A 16143-nucleotide genomic window follows, 5' to 3' on the forward strand; every position below is an offset into this window, starting at 1 on the left:
TCGAAATGACAATGAGTAAGTATTGTCATTTCGAACGAACGTGAGAAATCTAAACTTTGATGACTTTGTTCTCAACGATAACAAAAATTTCGTCTTCTTTTTTTGGTGCCAAGGTATGGGTGCCCGTAAATGTACCAAAGGCAGGCAGGATCATTTGGTTTTTTGATTTAAAAAAACAGGGCAGCCGTAACCGTTGGCGACCTAGGCCACTGAGTTTTATGGCTGGGTGTATGTGTCCACAAAAATTGAAAAGGGTTTCATGTTCGGTTGGGTGATGGGTCAGAAAGAATTCTTCCAAAACCAGTTCCTCAAAAATTTCAATCCCCAACGCTTCAAATTTTTCGGGTGCAATGATGTCGTGGTTGCCTGCCACCAAGACAATTTTTGCGGGTGTTTTGGCCACCCAATTTTCGAAGAGTTGCCATTCTTTGTTCAGGGAAGAATGGAACAAATCACCGAGAAAGCAAATCTGAAAGGGCTCAAATGCCGACACAAGCTTATCCAGCAACAAAAAGTTTTGGTGTACGGCCTTTCTCGGCACAGCGGCCCCGAATTTTCTGAAGTGTCCCACTTTGCCCAAGTGTACATCGCTTATTAATAGCAACGATTTTTCAATCCAAAACACCCCACCCAAAGGGTGGAGGATAAATTCTTGGTCTTGTATTTTGATGTTTTGTGTCATGTAACTCATGCGTATTCCCCTCCTGAATTTTTAGTACGGGTGGGGTGGTATTAAATCTCAATCTTAATGGGGGCTGAACCACCTCTTTCTCCCAAAGCACGTTCCGTTTTCGGGATTCATTCTCCTCCTTGAAAAGGAGGAGAGCCTGTTGCATTTTTAAAATGTTCAGAAATGGTTTGCAAGACCCCTTCCAAATCATCAAAAACCAGTTTGTTTTCTAATCTCAAAACGGTAAAACCGAGACTTTTTAGATAATCGTCACGCTCACTATCTTTTTGGAGCGCTATCACATTGTCATGAACCTGACCATCCAATTCAATGATCAGCTTTTCGCCGGGGCAATAAAAATCCACTATATGGTTTTCAATACTGTGCTGTCTTCTGAACTTTCTTCCTTTCAACTGACTTTTGGATAAATATCTCCAGAGGAATGCTTCAGCAGAAGTACCATTGTTCCTTAAATCTTGTCTTCTTTCTTTTAAGAATTTTCGGTTGTGCATAAGCTCAAATATATCAACAAAATGCCCTCCTCCTGTCCCGATAATTATCGGGATTAGGAGGGGTGCCCGACAGTATCGTCGGGGCGGAGTGGTATTATTTCATCAAAATCTTGGTCATACGTTTGATGCGGTCAGCCAATTTTTCGTTGGAAAGCTTTTCGCGCAGTCTGTCCGTTATCAACGGGAAAGAGAAAGGGGTGGGCCTTTCACATTGCTTCCAGACGATATGTTGTTGGTTGATGCGCTCCAATGCGATCCGAAGGCGGCCTTCCTCCAATTGATGTTCAAAAGTTTCGGTGAAGGCCTGTTGAAACAGCAGGTTGTCGGGCTCATAATCACGAAACACATCGAACAACAATTGCGAGCTGCTCTGTAGATGCTTCATTTTTACCCCTTTTTCAGGATAGCCCGTGAAGACCATGCCGCTAATAACGGCAATATCACGAAACTTGCGCCTGGCCATTTCGTTCGAGTTCAGACTTTTTTGCAGATCGGACAGCATGTATTCGGTAGTGAACAGATTGTTGTCCAATACGGCCTGTATATCGATAGGCCTGTCTGACAGCATTTCAAAACCATAATCGTTAAAGGCCAAAGAACAGGTGACGGGCGAAAGCAGACTTATGCGGTACGACAGTAAACTGCTCATGGCCTCATGTACGGCGCGCCCTTCGAACGGATAAAAAATATGATGGTAACCATCCCGGGTCTTAAAGGTTTCTATAAGAAACTCAGATGGACCTGGAACAATACTTTCCTCCCGCTGTTTGTCAAAAATATGCTTCAATGCCATGAGTTCCTTTGAAGGCTGTTCCCCCTCTCCGCCTGTGTTGGGCTTAGTCGAAACAATGGTCAGGGGGTCAGGGGGTGGGGCCTTGTACAGTTCTTCCCGCAGCAAAGCGGACATCTGTGAAGAAAAACTAAGGCGCCCACCCGCCCAAGCAGGTACTTTATTGGTTCGCTTGGTTGAATTGCGCACCTGTACCTTCATTCCACGAATTCGAATAAACTCCAGATTACGCCCCGCAAATATAAAGACATCACCGGGGTTGAGCTTTGACACAAAATACTCTTCAATCGAACCGATGTACCCTCCCTTTTGATAATGTACCGATAGGCTGGCATCGCCCACAATGGTGCCGATTTGAAAACGGTGCCGCATGGCCACCCCACGGTCGTTCACCTTGAACCTGCCATCTTCTTCCGCCTCTACTTTTTTGTATTCGTCGTAGGTTTTCAGGCTCTGGCTTCCCATCACCAAAAAATTCAACAGCCATTGCCACTGGTCTTCGGTGATGCCCTGATAGCAAAACGTCTGTTTGATTTCAGGATAGATTTCCTCAGGATAAAATCCATCGGAAACCGCCAAGGTGGTCAGGTACTGGATGAGTACGTCGAAACTGTTCAGATAGGGCACACGGTCTTCTACGGCCTTTTCTCTGACGGCACGTTGCAGGGCCGAAGCCTCTATCAGTTCTATGGCATGGGTGGGCAAAAAGTAGATGACGCTTTCTTTGCCGGGGCGGTGGCCACTGCGGCCAGCACGCTGCAGAAATCTTGCCACGCCTTTTGGTCCGCCGATTTGGATAACGGTTTCCACAGGGGCAAAATCAACGCCCAAATCGAGACTGGAGGTACAAACTACCGCCTTGAGACTTTCATTTCGAATGGCCTGCTCGACCCACAATCGGGTCTCTTTGTTGATACTGCCGTGGTGCATGGCCATCTCGCCCGCGAATTCGGGATATTTCTCCAAAATCTTCTGGAACCATATTTCGCATTGGCTTCGGGTATTGGTGAACAATAAAGTGGTCTTACTGTTTTTGATGATGGGCACCACCGCGTCCAGCAGATGCAGCCCCAAGTGTCCGCGCCATGGGAAGGTTTCCATCTTTTTGGGGATGATGCTCTTCACCGTGATTTTTTTGTTCAGGTTCGCCCTGACCAAAACAGCGTTTTGATTGGCTTCGGTTTCGGGCCCCAACAATACCTGTCTTGCCTGTTCAAGATTGCCGATGGTGGCCGAGATCCCCCAAATGCGAAGATCGTCGCAAACGGTTTTGAGCCTCGAGAGGCCCAGCTCTATCTGAACCCCTCGCTTGCTGCCCAACAGTTCGTGCCACTCATCGACCACAATGGCCGAACAGTTTTTAAAGGTTTGGCCATATCCTTTTGATGCCAACAATAGGTGTAGGCTTTCTGGGGTGGTGATCAATAGATCCGGCATGGCCTTTCGCTGCTGCGCCCGCTCTTTTGATGAGGTGTCGCCCGTGCGAATGCCAACGGTCATGGGCAGTTCCAGATCATTGACAATACGTTCTGCAGATTGCTTTATTTCTTGCGATAGGGCCCGAAGCGGTGTGATCCAAACCGCTTTAAGGCCTTTTTGGTGCTTGGTTTTATAATCAGGATGGTTTTTGATGTAGTTCAACACAATCGGAAACCACAGCGCATAGGTCTTGCCACTGCCGGTCGGGGCATTGAGCAGACCGTGTTTTCCATCCAGAAAATGCTTCCATGCCTCTTTTTGAAAGGCAAAGGGTTTCCAGCCTTGTTGTTCGAACCAGGCATTTGCTATACCTATAAGTTGTTGTCTGTTCATGTTGATTATTGGCAATCCATGTCATTTCAAACGAATGTGAGAAATCTAGATACAAATAAACTGCTTGAGATTTCTCAATCGCCTTGCTCATTTCGAAATGACTCAATATCACTATTGGATGATACTATGTTTTTATCCAGCTTTGGAGGAATTGGGCACCAGTGCTCTCAAATCCTCCAGCGAATTTGCCTCCTCGATCTTTTTGTCTTTTCTCCATCGTAATATACGTGGAAATCTAGTGGCCACACCACTTTTATGGCGTTTTGAGGGGGCAATGCCCTCAAAGGCAATTTCGAATACGTGGTAGGGGGTTACACTGCGAACGGGCCCAAATCGTTCCAGCGTATTTTTTTTGATCCAGGCATCTACTTGGCGAAACTCTGCATCTGTCAGCCCCGAATAGGCCTTGGCAAAGGTGACCAGTTCTTTTTCGCCGTTTTCCTTTTCATCCCAGAGGGCAAAGGTGTAATCGGTAAAGAGATTGCTGCGCCGCCCATGGCCGCGCATGGCGTAGGTGAGCACCGCATCAATGGTCAGCGGGGCTACCTTCCATTTCCACCAATCGCCTTTCTTTCGCCCCACGAGATAGGGCGAGTGGTTGCTTTTGAGCATAAGGCCCTCACTGTGTACTTGCCGTGAGCGTTCACGTTCTTGGGCGACTTTTTCCCAAGAGTCAAATTGCATGCGTTCTGAGAGCAATAATGGAATCTTCAGATCATCAAAATCTTTTTTATCGACTGCGCTCGAAATGACACCTTCATCAAATAATTTCTCCAAAAGTTTTCTACGCTCTAAATAGGATGCCGTTCGGATGTCTTTTCCCTGCCACTCCAAGAGGTCATAGGCCTTGAGAACAACGGGCATTTTTTCCAATAGGGATTTTGAGACGTTCTTTCTGCCAATGCGCGTTTGCAAATCGTTGAAGGTTCCGATTTTTTGGTTGGGGTAGGGCAGTATTTCTCCATCGAGCACGGTGCCGTTGGGAAGCGTCCCCACAAACCTTTCGAACTCGGGATATTTATCGGTCACCAACTCTTCGCCGCGGCTCCATACAAAAAGTTGATCGTTGCGGATGATGACTTGGGCCCGAATGCCGTCCCACTTGTGCTCTATAGACCATTTGCTGACATCGCCCAAATTTTCGACTTCCCCCTCGAGGGCATACGCCAAATAAAAAGGATAGGGTTTTGAGAGAAAATCGCTTTCCTTTTCTACCAACACCAGGTCGTGAAAGCTGATCGTGCTGGGATCCCAATTGCCCATAAGCTTGTAGGCCAAAATATCTTCGTCGATGCCCGTTGCTTTTGATAGGGCCCGGGTCATCAATTTTTGGCTGACCCCAATGCGGAAACCACCCGTGATGAGTTTGGTGAACACAAACCGTTCATAGTAGTCCATTCGCTGCCAATTGTCAAAGAGGTATTTCTTTTTTTCTTCTTCGCTTTTGGGTTTCAGCGCTATCATTTCCTCTAAAAACCGGGTCAGCGATTTGTTTGAAGACCGTTCTTTTGCAGGCACCACCAGAGCAATGGTCTCTGCAAGGTCGCCGACGATATGGTAACTTTCTTCAAACAGCCAAAGCGGAATGTTCGCCAACTCGGCGGCCCATTCACGCAGCAGGGTGGTATTTATGGGCCGTGGGGGGCGGCGGTGCGAGAGAATGGCAATCGTCCATACCTTGTCTCTATCATCGGCAGTGGTAAAATAATCTGCCAGGGCCTGTACCTTTACATTGGTCTTGTTGGTACTATCGAGGGTTTTGATGAGTAAGGCGAAGTTTTTCATGTGTTCACCTCCTTTCCCTCACCCCCAGCCCCTCTCCCAACGGGAGAGGGTAGCTGTGTAGTTTCATCTTTGGCGAGGGTCTGAGCAATAATTTCCTCTTCCTCTTCCCCCAGTTGAACCGTTCCCCCTTTGGGGGCTAGGGGGCTTGCATCGTACCCCAATTCTTGTAGGTATTTCGAAAAGATTTCGGTATAGCCATGGGTGCAGATGACCTTTTCTGCCCCGGTCGACCGTATTGCCTCCAACAGTCCTGGCCAATCGCAATGGTCGCTTAGCACAAAGCCTTTGTCAATGGCCCGCCGGCGTCTGGCGCCACGAAAGGCCATCCAGCCGCTGGCCGAAGCGGTTACGAACGGAACCATTTTTCGGATCCATGTACTGCCATGGGCACTGGGCGGGGCGATTACGATATTTCCCCTTATGTCTTCTTTTTTGGTGTCGCGGGCAATCAGTTCGGTCTCTGGAAAATCTGCCAAGGGTCGCAACACATTGGTCATGTTCTCGACCGCCCCATGGGTATATATTTTACCGATGGAAGGGTCAAGGTGCCTTAGTAACCGCTGGGCCTTGCCCAGAGAATAGCCGAAAAGCACCGAAGTTTGTCCGTTTGCCTTGTTGGAGGCCCACCACTCGTTGATCGCGTTGATGACCTGTTCTTGGGGTTCCCATAAAAAGGCGGGCAGCCCAAAGGTACATTCGGTGATGAAGGTGTGGCATTTTACCGTTTCGTAGGGTGTGGCAAGGCCGTCATCTTCCAATTTGTAATCGCCTGTGAACACCCACACCTCGCCCTTGTGCTCGACCCTTATCTGCGACGACCCGATGATGTGCCCCGCAGGGTGCAGACTGAACTTTACGCCATTTATGGTGAAGGTTTCGCCCCATTCTTTTCCGGTGATGGAAATATCGCCCAACCGGTGTTTGACAATGGGCACATTTCGGTGGTGGGTAATGTACTGTTTATGGCCCCATCGGCTGTGGTCGGCATGGCCGTGCGAAATGATGGCCTTGTCAACGGGTTTCCAAGGGTCGAGATAGACATTGGCCGCCGCGCAGTAAATACCGCGGTCGGTAAATTGCAAGAGGGGCTTTTTCATAGCTGGGTGAATTTACAAATTTCTGACGTGCCCTGCGTTAGGGATTGCAGCGATAACCCGCACCCCGCATAGTTGCGGGGGTGGATTACAAGCGGAAAGCCCGGCCCAAAACATGTTTTGGGCAACGCCAAAATAATGCCTTGATGCTTTAATTTTTAGCTCTAAAAAGAATTATATTTGCGCATCAAAAAATTGAGATATGCCTGTTATTGATTGGTACGAGCACGGAGAAAAGAGAAAGGAATTGGCACACTTTGCCACCTTGGCGAGCTTGGCTGCCGTAGATGGTGAGATCAATCCGCAAGAGAAGGCGATTTTAGACAAATTTGCCTTTAAACTGAACATCACCGAGGCCGAGTACAAAGAGGTCATGAAAAAGGACAACAAGTTTCCGATAGAGACACCCCACAGCGGTGAGAAGCGACTGAGACGACTCTTTGATTTCTTTCAAATTATCTTTTCTGACAATGAGATCGATGACCTAGAGCGCAAGATGGTCGAAAAATATGCCATTGGGCTTGGGTTTCCGTTAAAAAAGGCTGAAGAGATCATTGAAAAGTCCATCAAAATCTTCACGGGCAAAATCGATTTTGAGGATTACCAATATTTATTGAAGAAATAGCACCCAAGACCGGTGTGTCAACGGGCCTGCATGAATTCCTCGGCCTTTTCGACCATTTTTCTGCTGCCACAAAAGAACGGCACCCGTTCGTGCAGTTCGGTGGGCTGAATATCGAGTATACGCTGGTACCCATCGCTTGCCTTGCCACCTGCCTGTTCTGCCAAAAAGGCCATGGGGTTGCACTCATAAAGCAACCGCAGCTTTCCGTTTGAGGCGGTACTGCTCTTGGGGTACATGTAAATGCCCCCCTTGATCATGTTTCTATGAAAATCGGAGACCAAAGAGCCGATGTACCGTGAGGTGTAGGGGCGGTCGCCCTCTTCTTGTTGGCAATATTTGATATAGTCTTTGACCCCTTGCGGAAAATGGATGTAGTTGCCCTCGTTCACCGAATAGATCTTGCCGGTCTCGGGAAACTGCATGTTGGGGTGCGACAGATAGAAGGTGCCGATGGCGGGGTTCAGGGTAAACCCGTTTACGCCATGGCCGGTGGTATAGACCAACATGGTAGAGGTACCATAAATGATGTAGCCTGCCGCTACTTGGTTTCTGCCCGGTTGCAAAAAATCTTCAAGGGTCACAGGGGTGCCCACGGGCGTGATCCTGCGATAGATCGAGAAAATGGTGCCCACCGAGACATTGACATCGATGTTTGAAGAGCCGTCCAATGGGTCGATCAAGACCACATATTTGTTCTGGTGCAGTTCGTCTTGACTGTTGATGCTGATAAAATCATCTTCTTCCTCAGAGGCGATACCGCATACAATTTCACGGTTTTTCAGGGTTTGAATGAACTTTTCGTTGGCCAGCACATCTAGCTTTTGTTGGTCTTCGCCCTGAATGTTTGTGTCGCCTGCCTGCCCTAGAATATCTACAAGACCGGCTTTGTTGACCTCATGGTTCACCACTTTGGCCGCAAGCCGCAAGGCATTGATCAGCTTCGACAATTCACCCGTTGAATATTGGAATTCGGACTGGTTCTCTATAATGAACTCCCCTAGGGTCTTGTTCTTCTTTTGCATTCGGTTAGGCTGTTTTATTTGGATGCAAATATCGGGTATTTTGTGATACTACAACGTTTTCGCAAGGTTATCATTTCTGTAATTTATAACTTCGTGTTTTATTTGTAACAAATGAACGTTGAGATTCGCAATGCCCGACCAGAAGATATGGCTGCCGTTTTGCGGTTGGTAAAAGAACTGGCAATTTTTGAAAAAGAACCTGAAGCCGTCGAGGTCACCGAAGCAGATTTGGTGCGGGACGGTTTTGGCGAAAAAAAGCATTTTCACTGTTTTGTGGCAGAATCTGACGGAAATATTGTCGGCCTGGCATTGGTGTACGAAAGATATTCAACTTGGAAGGGCCCTGTGATACACCTTGAAGACCTTATCGTGAACGAGAAGGCAAGGGGGCAGGGTGTGGGCAAGGCGCTTTTGACCGCTGTTGTGAAATATGGGCATGATCTGGGCGTTAAACGAATTAGTTGGGAGGTGCTGGACTGGAACGAACCCGCCATCAAGTTTTACGAAACCAATGGCGCCAAGGTGATGCGCGACTGGGACGTGGTTCATTTGGATGAAAAAGGAATTAAAAGGTATTTGGAACGTAATAATTAAAGCTACCCTCTTTGGTAATGGAGGGATGGATTCCGCAGCCCGATGGCTATCGGGAGCGGGAGAAGGGGTTGATCGATTAAAGTCAATCCCTTCCGTCCGCCTGTGGCGGACACCTTCCCTTTTCCAACGAAAGGAGCTTTTGAATAGATTTATATGAGGATATTCAAGTTTGGAGGGGCCTCTGTCAAAGATGCCGACGGGGTCAAAAATTTGGTTCGCGTACTCAACGAAGTGGGGCATGAAGATACGTTGGTGGTCGTTTCGGCCATGGGCAAGACCACCAATGCCATGGAAAAAGTGGTCGACGCCTATTTTGAAAACAAGAACGGGGTCAATGGTGCCATCCATGAGGTGTACGAGTACCATCATAATATCTTGAAAGTACTTTTTGAAGCAGAAACACACCCCGTGTTTGAAAGGGTAAAGACGCTTTTTGAAGAGGTGAGGGGTTTTTTGATGTGGAACAAATCGCCCAAGCATAGTTTCGTATATGATCAGGTGGTGGGCTATGGAGAATTGGTGTCAACGACCATCGTCAGCGCCTATCTGGAAAAGGCCGGAATCAAAAACCAATGGCTTGATGTGCGTGACCTTATCAAGACCGACAGCAATTACCGCGATGCACATATAAATTGGGAGCGTACCCAAGAAGCGGTTCAGCAACAGGTAGACACCAAACAATTGAACATCACCCAAGGTTTTTTGGGCAGTGATGACAATAATTTTACCACCACGCTTGGCCGCGAGGGCTCTGACTACACGGCGGCCATTTTGGCCTATTGCCTGAATGCCTCTTCGGTCACCATTTGGAAAGATGTGCCAGGGGTGTTGAATGCAGATCCCAGAAATTTTAAAGAGACCCAGTTGCTGCACCAGATCTCGTACCGTGAGGCCATTGAGTTGGCATTTTACGGGGCTTCGGTCATACATCCCAAAACATTGCAGCCCCTGCAGCGAAAAGAAATTCCCCTTCATGTGAAATCGTTTTTAGATCCCACAAGCGGGGGTACCACCGTGGGCAAAGGGGTCGAGATCTCGCCTGAAGTACCCTGTTTTATCGTCAAGAAAAACCAGGTCTTGGTAAAACTGTCTTCCCTTGATTTTTCTTTTATCGTTGAGAACAATATCAGTGAGATCTTTAAGCTGTTGCACGACCATCGCATGAAGGTCGATTTGATACAGAATTCGGCCATTAGCTTTTCGGTATGCTTTGACAACAAGTTCGGCGGACTCGAAAATCTACTGAACGAGCTCAAGAAAAAGTTTAAGGTGGTCTGTCATGAAGATGTTTCGTTGTACACCATTCGCCACTTTGATGACAAGGCGTTGGAATCGCTTCAAAATGGGCGTACGGTCTTGGTAGAACAGCGGGGCAAACAAACGTTGCAGCTAGTGGTGAAGTAGTTTTTTCGGGCTGGCAATCCTTGTTTTTTCTATATTTACGCCTACCTAACTTGTGAATTATGGGGTTGGTCACGGCGAAAGAAGTTGCAAAGGTCATAAAACTAGACAAGTATGGCTTTTTGGGCACTTTCGTAGGTTGGTTATTGATGGTTGTCACCAAGATGACCTCTATCAACCGGTTCTATGACCGCCATAAAGATTTGGACGGCCCCGCCTTCTTGGATGCCATTCTTGAGCATTACGAAATCCAATTTGAGATACCGGAGGAAGATTTTAAGCGGCTTCCCAAAAGCGGGCCATTTATAACCATCTCTAACCACCCATTGGGCGGTGTTGATGGAGTATTGCTGTTAAAGCTATTGCTCAGAGAGCATGCCGACTATAAGATCATTGCGAACTTTTTGCTGCACCGTATTGAACCGCTGCGGCCCTTTATCATGCCCGTAAACCCTTTTGAGAACCACAAAGATGCCAAAAGCAGTGTCATGGGCTTCAAGGCGGCGTTGAAACATCTGAAAGAGGGCCATCCACTGGGCATCTTTCCTGCCGGCGAAGTTTCCACCTACAAAGATGGCAAACTGGTGGTCGACAGGCCATGGGAAGAAGCGGCCATTAAACTGATCCGGCGTGCAGAAGTGCCAGTAGTGCCCATTTATTTCCATGCCAGAAACAGTAGGATGTTCTATCGGTTGTCGAAGATCAACGACGTTTTCCGTACCGCCAAATTGCCCTCTGAGTTGACATCACAGGGCAGAAGGTCTATCAATGTACGTATTGGCCAACCCATTTCGGTGGCACAGCAGAAAGAGGAAGAAACCCTTGAAGATTTTGCTGAATTGTTGCGGAAAAAGACCTATCTGTTGGCCAATGCCTTTGAAAAGGAACGATTGATCGATAAAGTGCCCACAACCTTGAAAATTCCCAAACCGCCAAAAAAAGTTGCTACCCCGGTGCGTACCGAGGTACTGGAGGGGGAAATTGAAAAATTGCGTGAAAAAGACCTCAGGCTGCTGCAAAGCAAGAATTATGAAGTGTTCTTGGCCCAAGAAAACGACATGCCCTTTTTGCTCAAAGAGATTGGGCGGCAGCGTGAGATTACCTTTAGAGCGGTAGGTGAGGGTACGAACAATGCCATCGATTTGGATCGTTTCGATACCTACTACCATCACCTTTTTCTTTGGGACAATGAGGCAAAAATGGTGGTAGGGGCCTACCGAATGGGGCTGGGCTCTGAAATTTTTCCAAAGTATGGCATCGATGGGTTTTACCTACAAGACCTTTTTCGCTTTGAGCCCGAATTATTTCCCATGATGGAAAAGTCCATTGAAATGGGAAGGGCCTATATCATCAAAGAGTACCAACAAAAACCCATGCCACTCTTCTTGCTTTGGAAAGGCATTGTACATACCACATTGCGGCATCCCGAGCATAAATATCTTATAGGGGGGGTAAGTATCAGCAACCAGTTCTCAAATTTCTCAAAGTCGCTAATGATCGAGTTTATGAAGTCGCACTACTGGGATCCCTACGTGGCCCAATATGTGCGGCCCAAAAATGAGTTCAAGGTAAAGCTGAAAGATGCCGACAAAGAGTTTGTGTTCGATGAGACCAAGGCCGACCTGAACAAGTTCGACAAGTTGATCGAGGAAGTGGAGCCGGGCGACCTACGCTTGCCGGTATTGATCAAAAAGTACATCAAGCAGAATGCCAAGGTAGTGGCTTTTAATGTGGATCCCCTTTTCAACAATTCGGTCGACGGACTCATGTACATCAAAATTGCTGATTTGCCCGAAAGCACGGTCAAACCTGTTATGGAAGAATTTCAGGCAGAACTGGAACGTAAAGTGGCCGAGGGGCATTCCGTGGCAAAATTGGACGAAGAAGAATAGTCTCAGCCGTTTACCAGTTCTTCCTTTACAAACGTCTCGCAAAATTCTTTGATCTCATTGCGTGTCTTTAGAAAGGCCTCGTGTATTTCTTGGTCGGTACCGGATACTTTTGAGGGGTCTGTAAAATTTTGATGGAGCCGCTGGGCGTTCTTTGCCGGTATAAACGGACAATTTTCTTTGGCATGGTCGCAAACGGTAATTATATAGTCCCAATCAATGCCCTGGTATTCATCGACATGGTTTGAGGTGTGGTGCGAAATATCAATGCCATCTTCTTTCATGATGGCCACTGCCCCGGGGTTTAGTCCATGGGTCTCTATACCGGCACTGTATACATGGGCCAAGTCTTTTTGATAATAGTCAAGATAACCATGCGCCATTTGGCTTCGGCACGAATTACCTGTACAGAGTACCAATATGTTTTTCATTATCAAGTTCAAATTCAAGTTTAAGTATCAAGTTCAAAAAATTAGTCAATGCCAACTATGGTGCTACGCCTTTCAAAAAGCAAATTATCTTTCCAGGTGCCGTTGACAGTTTTTCCGATCCGCTCTCGTTTTCCAATATAACGAAAGCCCATTTTTTCATGTAATTTGATGCTGGACTCGTTTTCAGGAAAAATACCCGATTGCAGTGTCCAGTAGCCTGCATTTTCACTTTCCTCGATGAGTTTTTCCATGAGCAACCTGCCCACGCCCATTGCTCTGGTGTTTTCGCCAACATAGACACTTACCTCTGCCACGCCGCCATATACACAGCGACTTGAAACAGGCGACAGGGCGGCCCAGCCCAAAATAACGCCATCTTTTTCTGCCGCTAACCGACAGGGTTTGATATGGCCGGCATTCCAGCTATCATAATCGGGTACTTCACTTTCAAAAGTGGCGAAGCCCGTGGCAATGCCCTCGGCATAGATTTGGGCAACCGATGGCCAGTCACTTTCAATCATGGGCCTTATTTGAACTGTACCTGCCATATCATTGTTGTTAGCAACAGCTAATTTTAGCTCTGTAATGGTTCCAGAGATGTCTAGATTTCGATTCGAGCAACAATAAATGCAAAATTGCCAAAATAATCGCACCAGGCATTACATTAACACTTATGAAATGGAATAGTTCTTTGGCAGGCGATACTGCTATGGTATCCACAAAGATTAGATTTGTGTCCTCTATTCTCAGCTTGAGGGCCAACACTAATGCGATAGCCGAAAAGTGGAATGCGTTTGCGAAAAGATGGATGATGTATTCCCATCTTGGGAGGCCGCCCATGAAATTGCGACTTTCCTTTTCTGAGTAAGCATCGATTGCCAGAACGACCAAATCCAAAACCACCAGAGAGGCACCGATGACAAAACCTGCCAGGGTTTCATTCACGAACAAAAACCAAACGATCAATGGAAACAATATGGCCCTTGCGGTATGGGTCTTGTGCTCGAAAAGACTTTCGTACCGATCAAAAAGCCGATACTTGAAGATATGAAGATAAAAACCATCAAAGGTGGCCAACACCATGAATAAAATTAGAAAAAGGGTCGCCAAATAGAACAATATTTCCATCATCAAGTATTTGTGGATAAATCTTTTTAACAGCAACCACTTCCCGGGCTACAACAGGCTTCTTGTACTACCTCCTTTACCGGTTCGACACCACAGGCATCTTTGGCCTTGCAATCGGTTTTGGTGGGCGAAAGCCGAATGGTAAGGGCATTCTCTTCCATAGCAAAACCATCGACGAACAGCTGTGCGGTATGAAATTGCGCATTGCCGTATTCAAATTTAAGCGTTGTATCGAGTTGCATGGGCTTGATACGGTGTACTTTTTTCAAGATGCCCAATGCCTTGAAGGCCGACATAAAGTTTTTTTTACCCTTCTCATCAGGGCTTTCCCAGAGTTGTACAATTGTCTCTTTCCATGAGTCGGTTCTGGCACCGCAGTCAACCGAATCTATCGATACGTTCTTTATTTCGGTAATGTGGTAATTGGCCCCCACCAATTTTCCGGGCAGGTATTCGAACCGCACTTCTTTGTCCTTATTGTTTTCAAGCAATTCTAAAAATTCGGATGTCTTCATGTCAACAACAGTTTTGGTTTATATTTTTAAAGAAGGAGAGAAACAATTGCTGAAGCTCTTCCCATCGTTCCTCATTTATGCAATAACAGAGGGTCTTACCTTCGAAAGTGCCCTTGAGCAGCCCTACTTTCTTGATTTCGTTCAAATGTTGTGAAATGGTTGGCTGCGCCAGTCCTATTTCATCGACCAGATCGGTGCAGATGCAACCTTCTTGCTTGCTGATGTGTTCCAATATGGCAATGCGGGCCGGGTGTGCCAACACCTTGGCAGCTTGTGCAAGTTCATTATGCCTTTCAGAAAAGATATGTTTCTTTGTGACGCCCATTTTATTTTAATATTGCAATATTACGATGATAATATGAAATAAAAAAGGTCAGAAGCTTTTTTCTGACCTTGTTTTTTAGAACCAGGGCTTTTTTCCCACCTGATAGGTGTTGTAGAACTCTTCATCTGATTTGGTCAGGTAGATGATTCCTTCTATTAGTCCGATAAGGCCCGGAATCCATAATAGAAAAGCACCAATTACCACACATGAAAGAATGATTCCTATTATTGAAATGGACAATAGAATAATTCCTTCTTTATTATATCCCAATATAAACTTATGCACGCCGAGCCAACCCACAACGATGGCCAATATTCCGGCCAAGATTTTTTTGTTTTCCCCCCCGGCACTTTTGAGTCCTTCACTGAACTCATCGGCCGTTTTTTTGGCTTCCTCTTTAAAATCGCCTGCAGCTTCTTTGGCCTCTTCAGCGGTTTCTTTGGCTGCTTCTTTTGCTTTGTCAAAGGCTTCTTCAGCCTTATCGCCCAAATCTTTTTTTTCGTCTGACATAACTTTAATTTGTTGGTTGAAAGATTCTTAAAAATAGCAAATAATTGAATGCCAAGTGGCCACCTTACAAAAATGCTTTGTCAATGGGCTCCCAAAGCTCAATTTTGTTGCCTTCGGGATCCATGATCCAGCCAAATTTTCCGTAATCATATTCTTCGACTTCGCCTATAATGGTTACGCCTTCTTTTTTGAGTTCTTCGAGAAGTTCTTCGAGGTTTTCAACCCTAAAGTTCATCATAAACTGCTTTTCGCTGGGCTGAAAGTAGGTGGTATCTTCCTTAAAAGGGCCCCACTGCGTCATGCAGTCGTTGCCTTTTTCATCTTTCCACCAAAAGCTGCACCCATATTGGTCGGTGTTGAGCCCCAGATGGGTCTTGTACCAATCTTTGATTTTGTCGGGGTCTTTGGTCTTGAAGAAAAATCCACCAAGGCCGGTCACTCTTTTTTTCATGTAGTATAGATTTTTTTAACTTCCACGAAGGCGGGAGTCATTTGTTTTCTGGACACCAATTTCACGAATTTTCACAAATTTTTTTCTAAGTAATTTGTGCAATGGTGTAATTCGTGTCCTTTTACTTCATCGTTTCACATTTTTCTCATAAAGCGCCACCCAATCTTCGACCGTTATTTTTTGGCAGAGCTTGGCAATGAGACCGTAGGGAATATCATCCATCTTTTTAAAACGGATACAGCTCTTGCCCATATCCAATTTCGTTTTGGCATGTTCTGGATACTCGGCCACGAACCAGTCGTGCAACTTCTTATCTGCATAGATGCCCGCGTGGTAAAGGGCCACAAAATTCTTTTGCGAGGCAATGTTCAAGAACGGGAGCGGCAGTTTGGGATCACAGTGATACCCTGGGGCATAAATGGAGTGGGGTACCACGTACCCGATCATTTTATAGCTGATGCATTCTTCGAAGCCCTTGGGCAGATTTTCTTTAACTGTTTGTCGAAGCCTTGAAATGGCTTCTTTGCGGTCTTCGGGCACTTTTGAAATGTATTCTTCAACTGTTTTGGCATCTATGGTCATGGGATTG

At 46.4% G+C, this 16143-nt stretch carries 18 protein-coding genes; 4 read left to right on the forward strand and 14 right to left on the reverse strand.

What is annotated here, in order from left to right; genetic code table 11:
* Positions 1 to 49: 49 nt before the first annotated feature.
* The 5 genes from pdeM to VC82_RS08240 form a co-directional block, all read right to left on the reverse strand.
* Positions 50 to 682 (reverse strand): ligase-associated DNA damage response endonuclease PdeM, encoded by a 633-nt coding sequence (pdeM, locus tag VC82_RS08220; protein ID WP_045801943.1) that lies wholly within the window; start codon positions 680 to 682, stop codon positions 50 to 52.
* A 116-nt stretch (positions 683 to 798) separates the two neighbouring features.
* The gene (locus VC82_RS08225; protein ID WP_045801944.1) at positions 799 to 1182 is read right to left on the reverse strand and encodes an endonuclease domain-containing protein; all 384 of its coding nucleotides are present in this window, start codon (positions 1180 to 1182) and stop codon (positions 799 to 801) included.
* A gap of 94 nt (positions 1183 to 1276) precedes the next feature.
* The gene (locus tag VC82_RS08230) at positions 1277 to 3784 is read right to left on the reverse strand and encodes a ligase-associated DNA damage response DEXH box helicase (protein WP_045801945.1); all 2508 of its coding nucleotides are present in this window, start codon (positions 3782 to 3784) and stop codon (positions 1277 to 1279) included.
* A gap of 132 nt (positions 3785 to 3916) precedes the next feature.
* Positions 3917 to 5569, reverse strand: a complete 1653-nt coding sequence (locus VC82_RS08235; RefSeq protein WP_045801946.1) for an ATP-dependent DNA ligase — start codon at positions 5567 to 5569, stop codon at positions 3917 to 3919.
* Positions 5566 to 6666 (reverse strand): ligase-associated DNA damage response exonuclease, encoded by a 1101-nt coding sequence (locus VC82_RS08240; RefSeq protein WP_045801947.1) that lies wholly within the window; start codon positions 6664 to 6666, stop codon positions 5566 to 5568. The genes VC82_RS08235 and VC82_RS08240 overlap by 4 nt, the downstream gene beginning before the upstream one ends.
* A 199-nt stretch (positions 6667 to 6865) precedes the next feature.
* On the opposite strand from VC82_RS08240, the gene VC82_RS08245 reads away from it, so the two are divergent.
* Complete coding sequence (locus VC82_RS08245; protein ID WP_045801948.1) at positions 6866 to 7288, forward strand: tellurite resistance TerB family protein; 423 nt, start codon at positions 6866 to 6868, stop codon at positions 7286 to 7288.
* 17 nt (positions 7289 to 7305) lie between these two features.
* Here VC82_RS08245 and fbp read toward each other — a convergent pair whose 3' ends face one another.
* Complete coding sequence (gene fbp, locus VC82_RS08250; protein ID WP_045801949.1) at positions 7306 to 8310, reverse strand: class 1 fructose-bisphosphatase; 1005 nt, start codon at positions 8308 to 8310, stop codon at positions 7306 to 7308.
* A 111-nt stretch (positions 8311 to 8421) separates the two neighbouring features.
* Here fbp and VC82_RS08255 point away from each other — a divergent pair, with 111 nt between their 5' ends.
* The 3 genes from VC82_RS08255 (at position 8422) to VC82_RS08265 (ending at position 12197) form a co-directional block, all read left to right on the forward strand.
* On the forward strand, positions 8422 to 8904 hold the full coding sequence (locus VC82_RS08255; RefSeq protein WP_045801950.1) for a GNAT family N-acetyltransferase: 483 nt from the start codon (positions 8422 to 8424) through the stop codon (positions 8902 to 8904).
* Between the two features lie 153 nt (positions 8905 to 9057).
* Entirely contained in the window at positions 9058 to 10308 is a 1251-nt protein-coding gene (locus VC82_RS08260) for an aspartate kinase (protein WP_045801951.1), read from the forward strand.
* A 59-nt stretch (positions 10309 to 10367) separates the two neighbouring features.
* The gene (locus VC82_RS08265; RefSeq protein ID WP_045801952.1) at positions 10368 to 12197 is read left to right on the forward strand and encodes a GNAT family N-acyltransferase; all 1830 of its coding nucleotides are present in this window, start codon (positions 10368 to 10370) and stop codon (positions 12195 to 12197) included.
* Between the two features lie 2 nt (positions 12198 to 12199).
* Here the strand turns inward: VC82_RS08265 and VC82_RS08270 are convergent, their stop codons facing one another.
* The 8 genes from VC82_RS08270 to VC82_RS08305 all read right to left on the reverse strand — a co-directional run bounded on the left by VC82_RS08270 (position 12200) and on the right by VC82_RS08305 (position 16136).
* Positions 12200 to 12625, reverse strand: coding sequence for an arsenate reductase ArsC (locus tag VC82_RS08270; protein WP_045801953.1), 426 nt, complete (start codon positions 12623 to 12625; stop codon positions 12200 to 12202).
* A gap of 41 nt (positions 12626 to 12666) precedes the next feature.
* Positions 12667 to 13173, reverse strand: a complete 507-nt coding sequence (locus VC82_RS08275; RefSeq protein ID WP_045801954.1) for a GNAT family N-acetyltransferase — start codon at positions 13171 to 13173, stop codon at positions 12667 to 12669.
* Between the two features lie 10 nt (positions 13174 to 13183).
* Positions 13184 to 13756 carry a hypothetical protein gene (locus VC82_RS08280; RefSeq protein WP_245615862.1) on the reverse strand — a complete coding sequence of 191 codons (573 nt, stop codon included), beginning with the start codon at positions 13754 to 13756 and terminating at the stop codon, positions 13184 to 13186.
* Positions 13757 to 13779: 23 nt separating this feature from the next.
* The gene (locus VC82_RS08285; protein ID WP_045801956.1) at positions 13780 to 14268 is read right to left on the reverse strand and encodes a DUF6428 family protein; all 489 of its coding nucleotides are present in this window, start codon (positions 14266 to 14268) and stop codon (positions 13780 to 13782) included.
* A gap of 1 nt (position 14269) precedes the next feature.
* Entirely contained in the window at positions 14270 to 14593 is a 324-nt protein-coding gene (locus VC82_RS08290) for an ArsR/SmtB family transcription factor (RefSeq protein ID WP_045801957.1), read from the reverse strand.
* Between the two features lie 75 nt (positions 14594 to 14668).
* Positions 14669 to 15103: a TM2 domain-containing protein gene (locus VC82_RS08295; protein ID WP_045801958.1), complete on the reverse strand. Its 435-nt coding sequence runs from the start codon at positions 15101 to 15103 to the stop codon at positions 14669 to 14671.
* A 64-nt stretch (positions 15104 to 15167) separates the two neighbouring features.
* A complete protein-coding gene (locus VC82_RS08300) occupies positions 15168 to 15554 on the reverse strand; it encodes a VOC family protein (protein WP_045801959.1) in 387 nt (128 codons plus the stop codon).
* Positions 15555 to 15680: 126 nt separating this feature from the next.
* Complete coding sequence (locus tag VC82_RS08305) at positions 15681 to 16136, reverse strand: DUF1801 domain-containing protein (protein ID WP_045801960.1); 456 nt, start codon at positions 16134 to 16136, stop codon at positions 15681 to 15683.
* Between the last annotated feature and the right edge of the window lie 7 nt (positions 16137 to 16143).

The organism is Flagellimonas lutaonensis (assembly GCF_000963865.1).
Taxonomy (GTDB): domain Bacteria; phylum Bacteroidota; class Bacteroidia; order Flavobacteriales; family Flavobacteriaceae; genus Flagellimonas_A; species Flagellimonas_A lutaonensis.

Coding starts and splice junctions, on each gene's coding strand:
- VC82_RS08225 (WP_045801944.1), bottom strand. CDS start 1,182: ATGCACAACCGAAAATTCTTAAAAGAAAGAAGACAAGATTTAAGGAAC.
- VC82_RS08305 (WP_045801960.1), bottom strand. CDS start 16,136: ATGACCATAGATGCCAAAACAGTTGAAGAATACATTTCAAAAGTGCCC.
- VC82_RS08280 (WP_245615862.1), bottom strand. CDS start 13,756: ATGATGGAAATATTGTTCTATTTGGCGACCCTTTTTCTAATTTTATTC.
- VC82_RS08240 (WP_045801947.1), bottom strand. CDS start 6,666: ATGAAAAAGCCCCTCTTGCAATTTACCGACCGCGGTATTTACTGCGCG.
- VC82_RS08295 (WP_045801958.1), bottom strand. CDS start 15,103: ATGTCAGACGAAAAAAAAGATTTGGGCGATAAGGCTGAAGAAGCCTTT.
- VC82_RS08260 (WP_045801951.1), top strand. CDS start 9,058: ATGAGGATATTCAAGTTTGGAGGGGCCTCTGTCAAAGATGCCGACGGG.
- VC82_RS08300 (WP_045801959.1), bottom strand. CDS start 15,554: ATGAAAAAAAGAGTGACCGGCCTTGGTGGATTTTTCTTCAAGACCAAA.
- VC82_RS08270 (WP_045801953.1), bottom strand. CDS start 12,625: ATGAAAAACATATTGGTACTCTGTACAGGTAATTCGTGCCGAAGCCAA.
- VC82_RS08265 (WP_045801952.1), top strand. CDS start 10,368: ATGGGGTTGGTCACGGCGAAAGAAGTTGCAAAGGTCATAAAACTAGAC.
- pdeM (WP_045801943.1), bottom strand. CDS start 682: ATGACACAAAACATCAAAATACAAGACCAAGAATTTATCCTCCACCCT.
- VC82_RS08285 (WP_045801956.1), bottom strand. CDS start 14,268: ATGAAGACATCCGAATTTTTAGAATTGCTTGAAAACAATAAGGACAAA.
- fbp (WP_045801949.1), bottom strand. CDS start 8,310: ATGCAAAAGAAGAACAAGACCCTAGGGGAGTTCATTATAGAGAACCAG.
- VC82_RS08290 (WP_045801957.1), bottom strand. CDS start 14,593: ATGGGCGTCACAAAGAAACATATCTTTTCTGAAAGGCATAATGAACTT.
- VC82_RS08245 (WP_045801948.1), top strand. CDS start 6,866: ATGCCTGTTATTGATTGGTACGAGCACGGAGAAAAGAGAAAGGAATTG.
- VC82_RS08235 (WP_045801946.1), bottom strand. CDS start 5,569: ATGAAAAACTTCGCCTTACTCATCAAAACCCTCGATAGTACCAACAAG.
- VC82_RS08255 (WP_045801950.1), top strand. CDS start 8,422: ATGAACGTTGAGATTCGCAATGCCCGACCAGAAGATATGGCTGCCGTT.
- VC82_RS08230 (WP_045801945.1), bottom strand. CDS start 3,784: ATGAACAGACAACAACTTATAGGTATAGCAAATGCCTGGTTCGAACAA.
- VC82_RS08275 (WP_045801954.1), bottom strand. CDS start 13,173: ATGGCAGGTACAGTTCAAATAAGGCCCATGATTGAAAGTGACTGGCCA.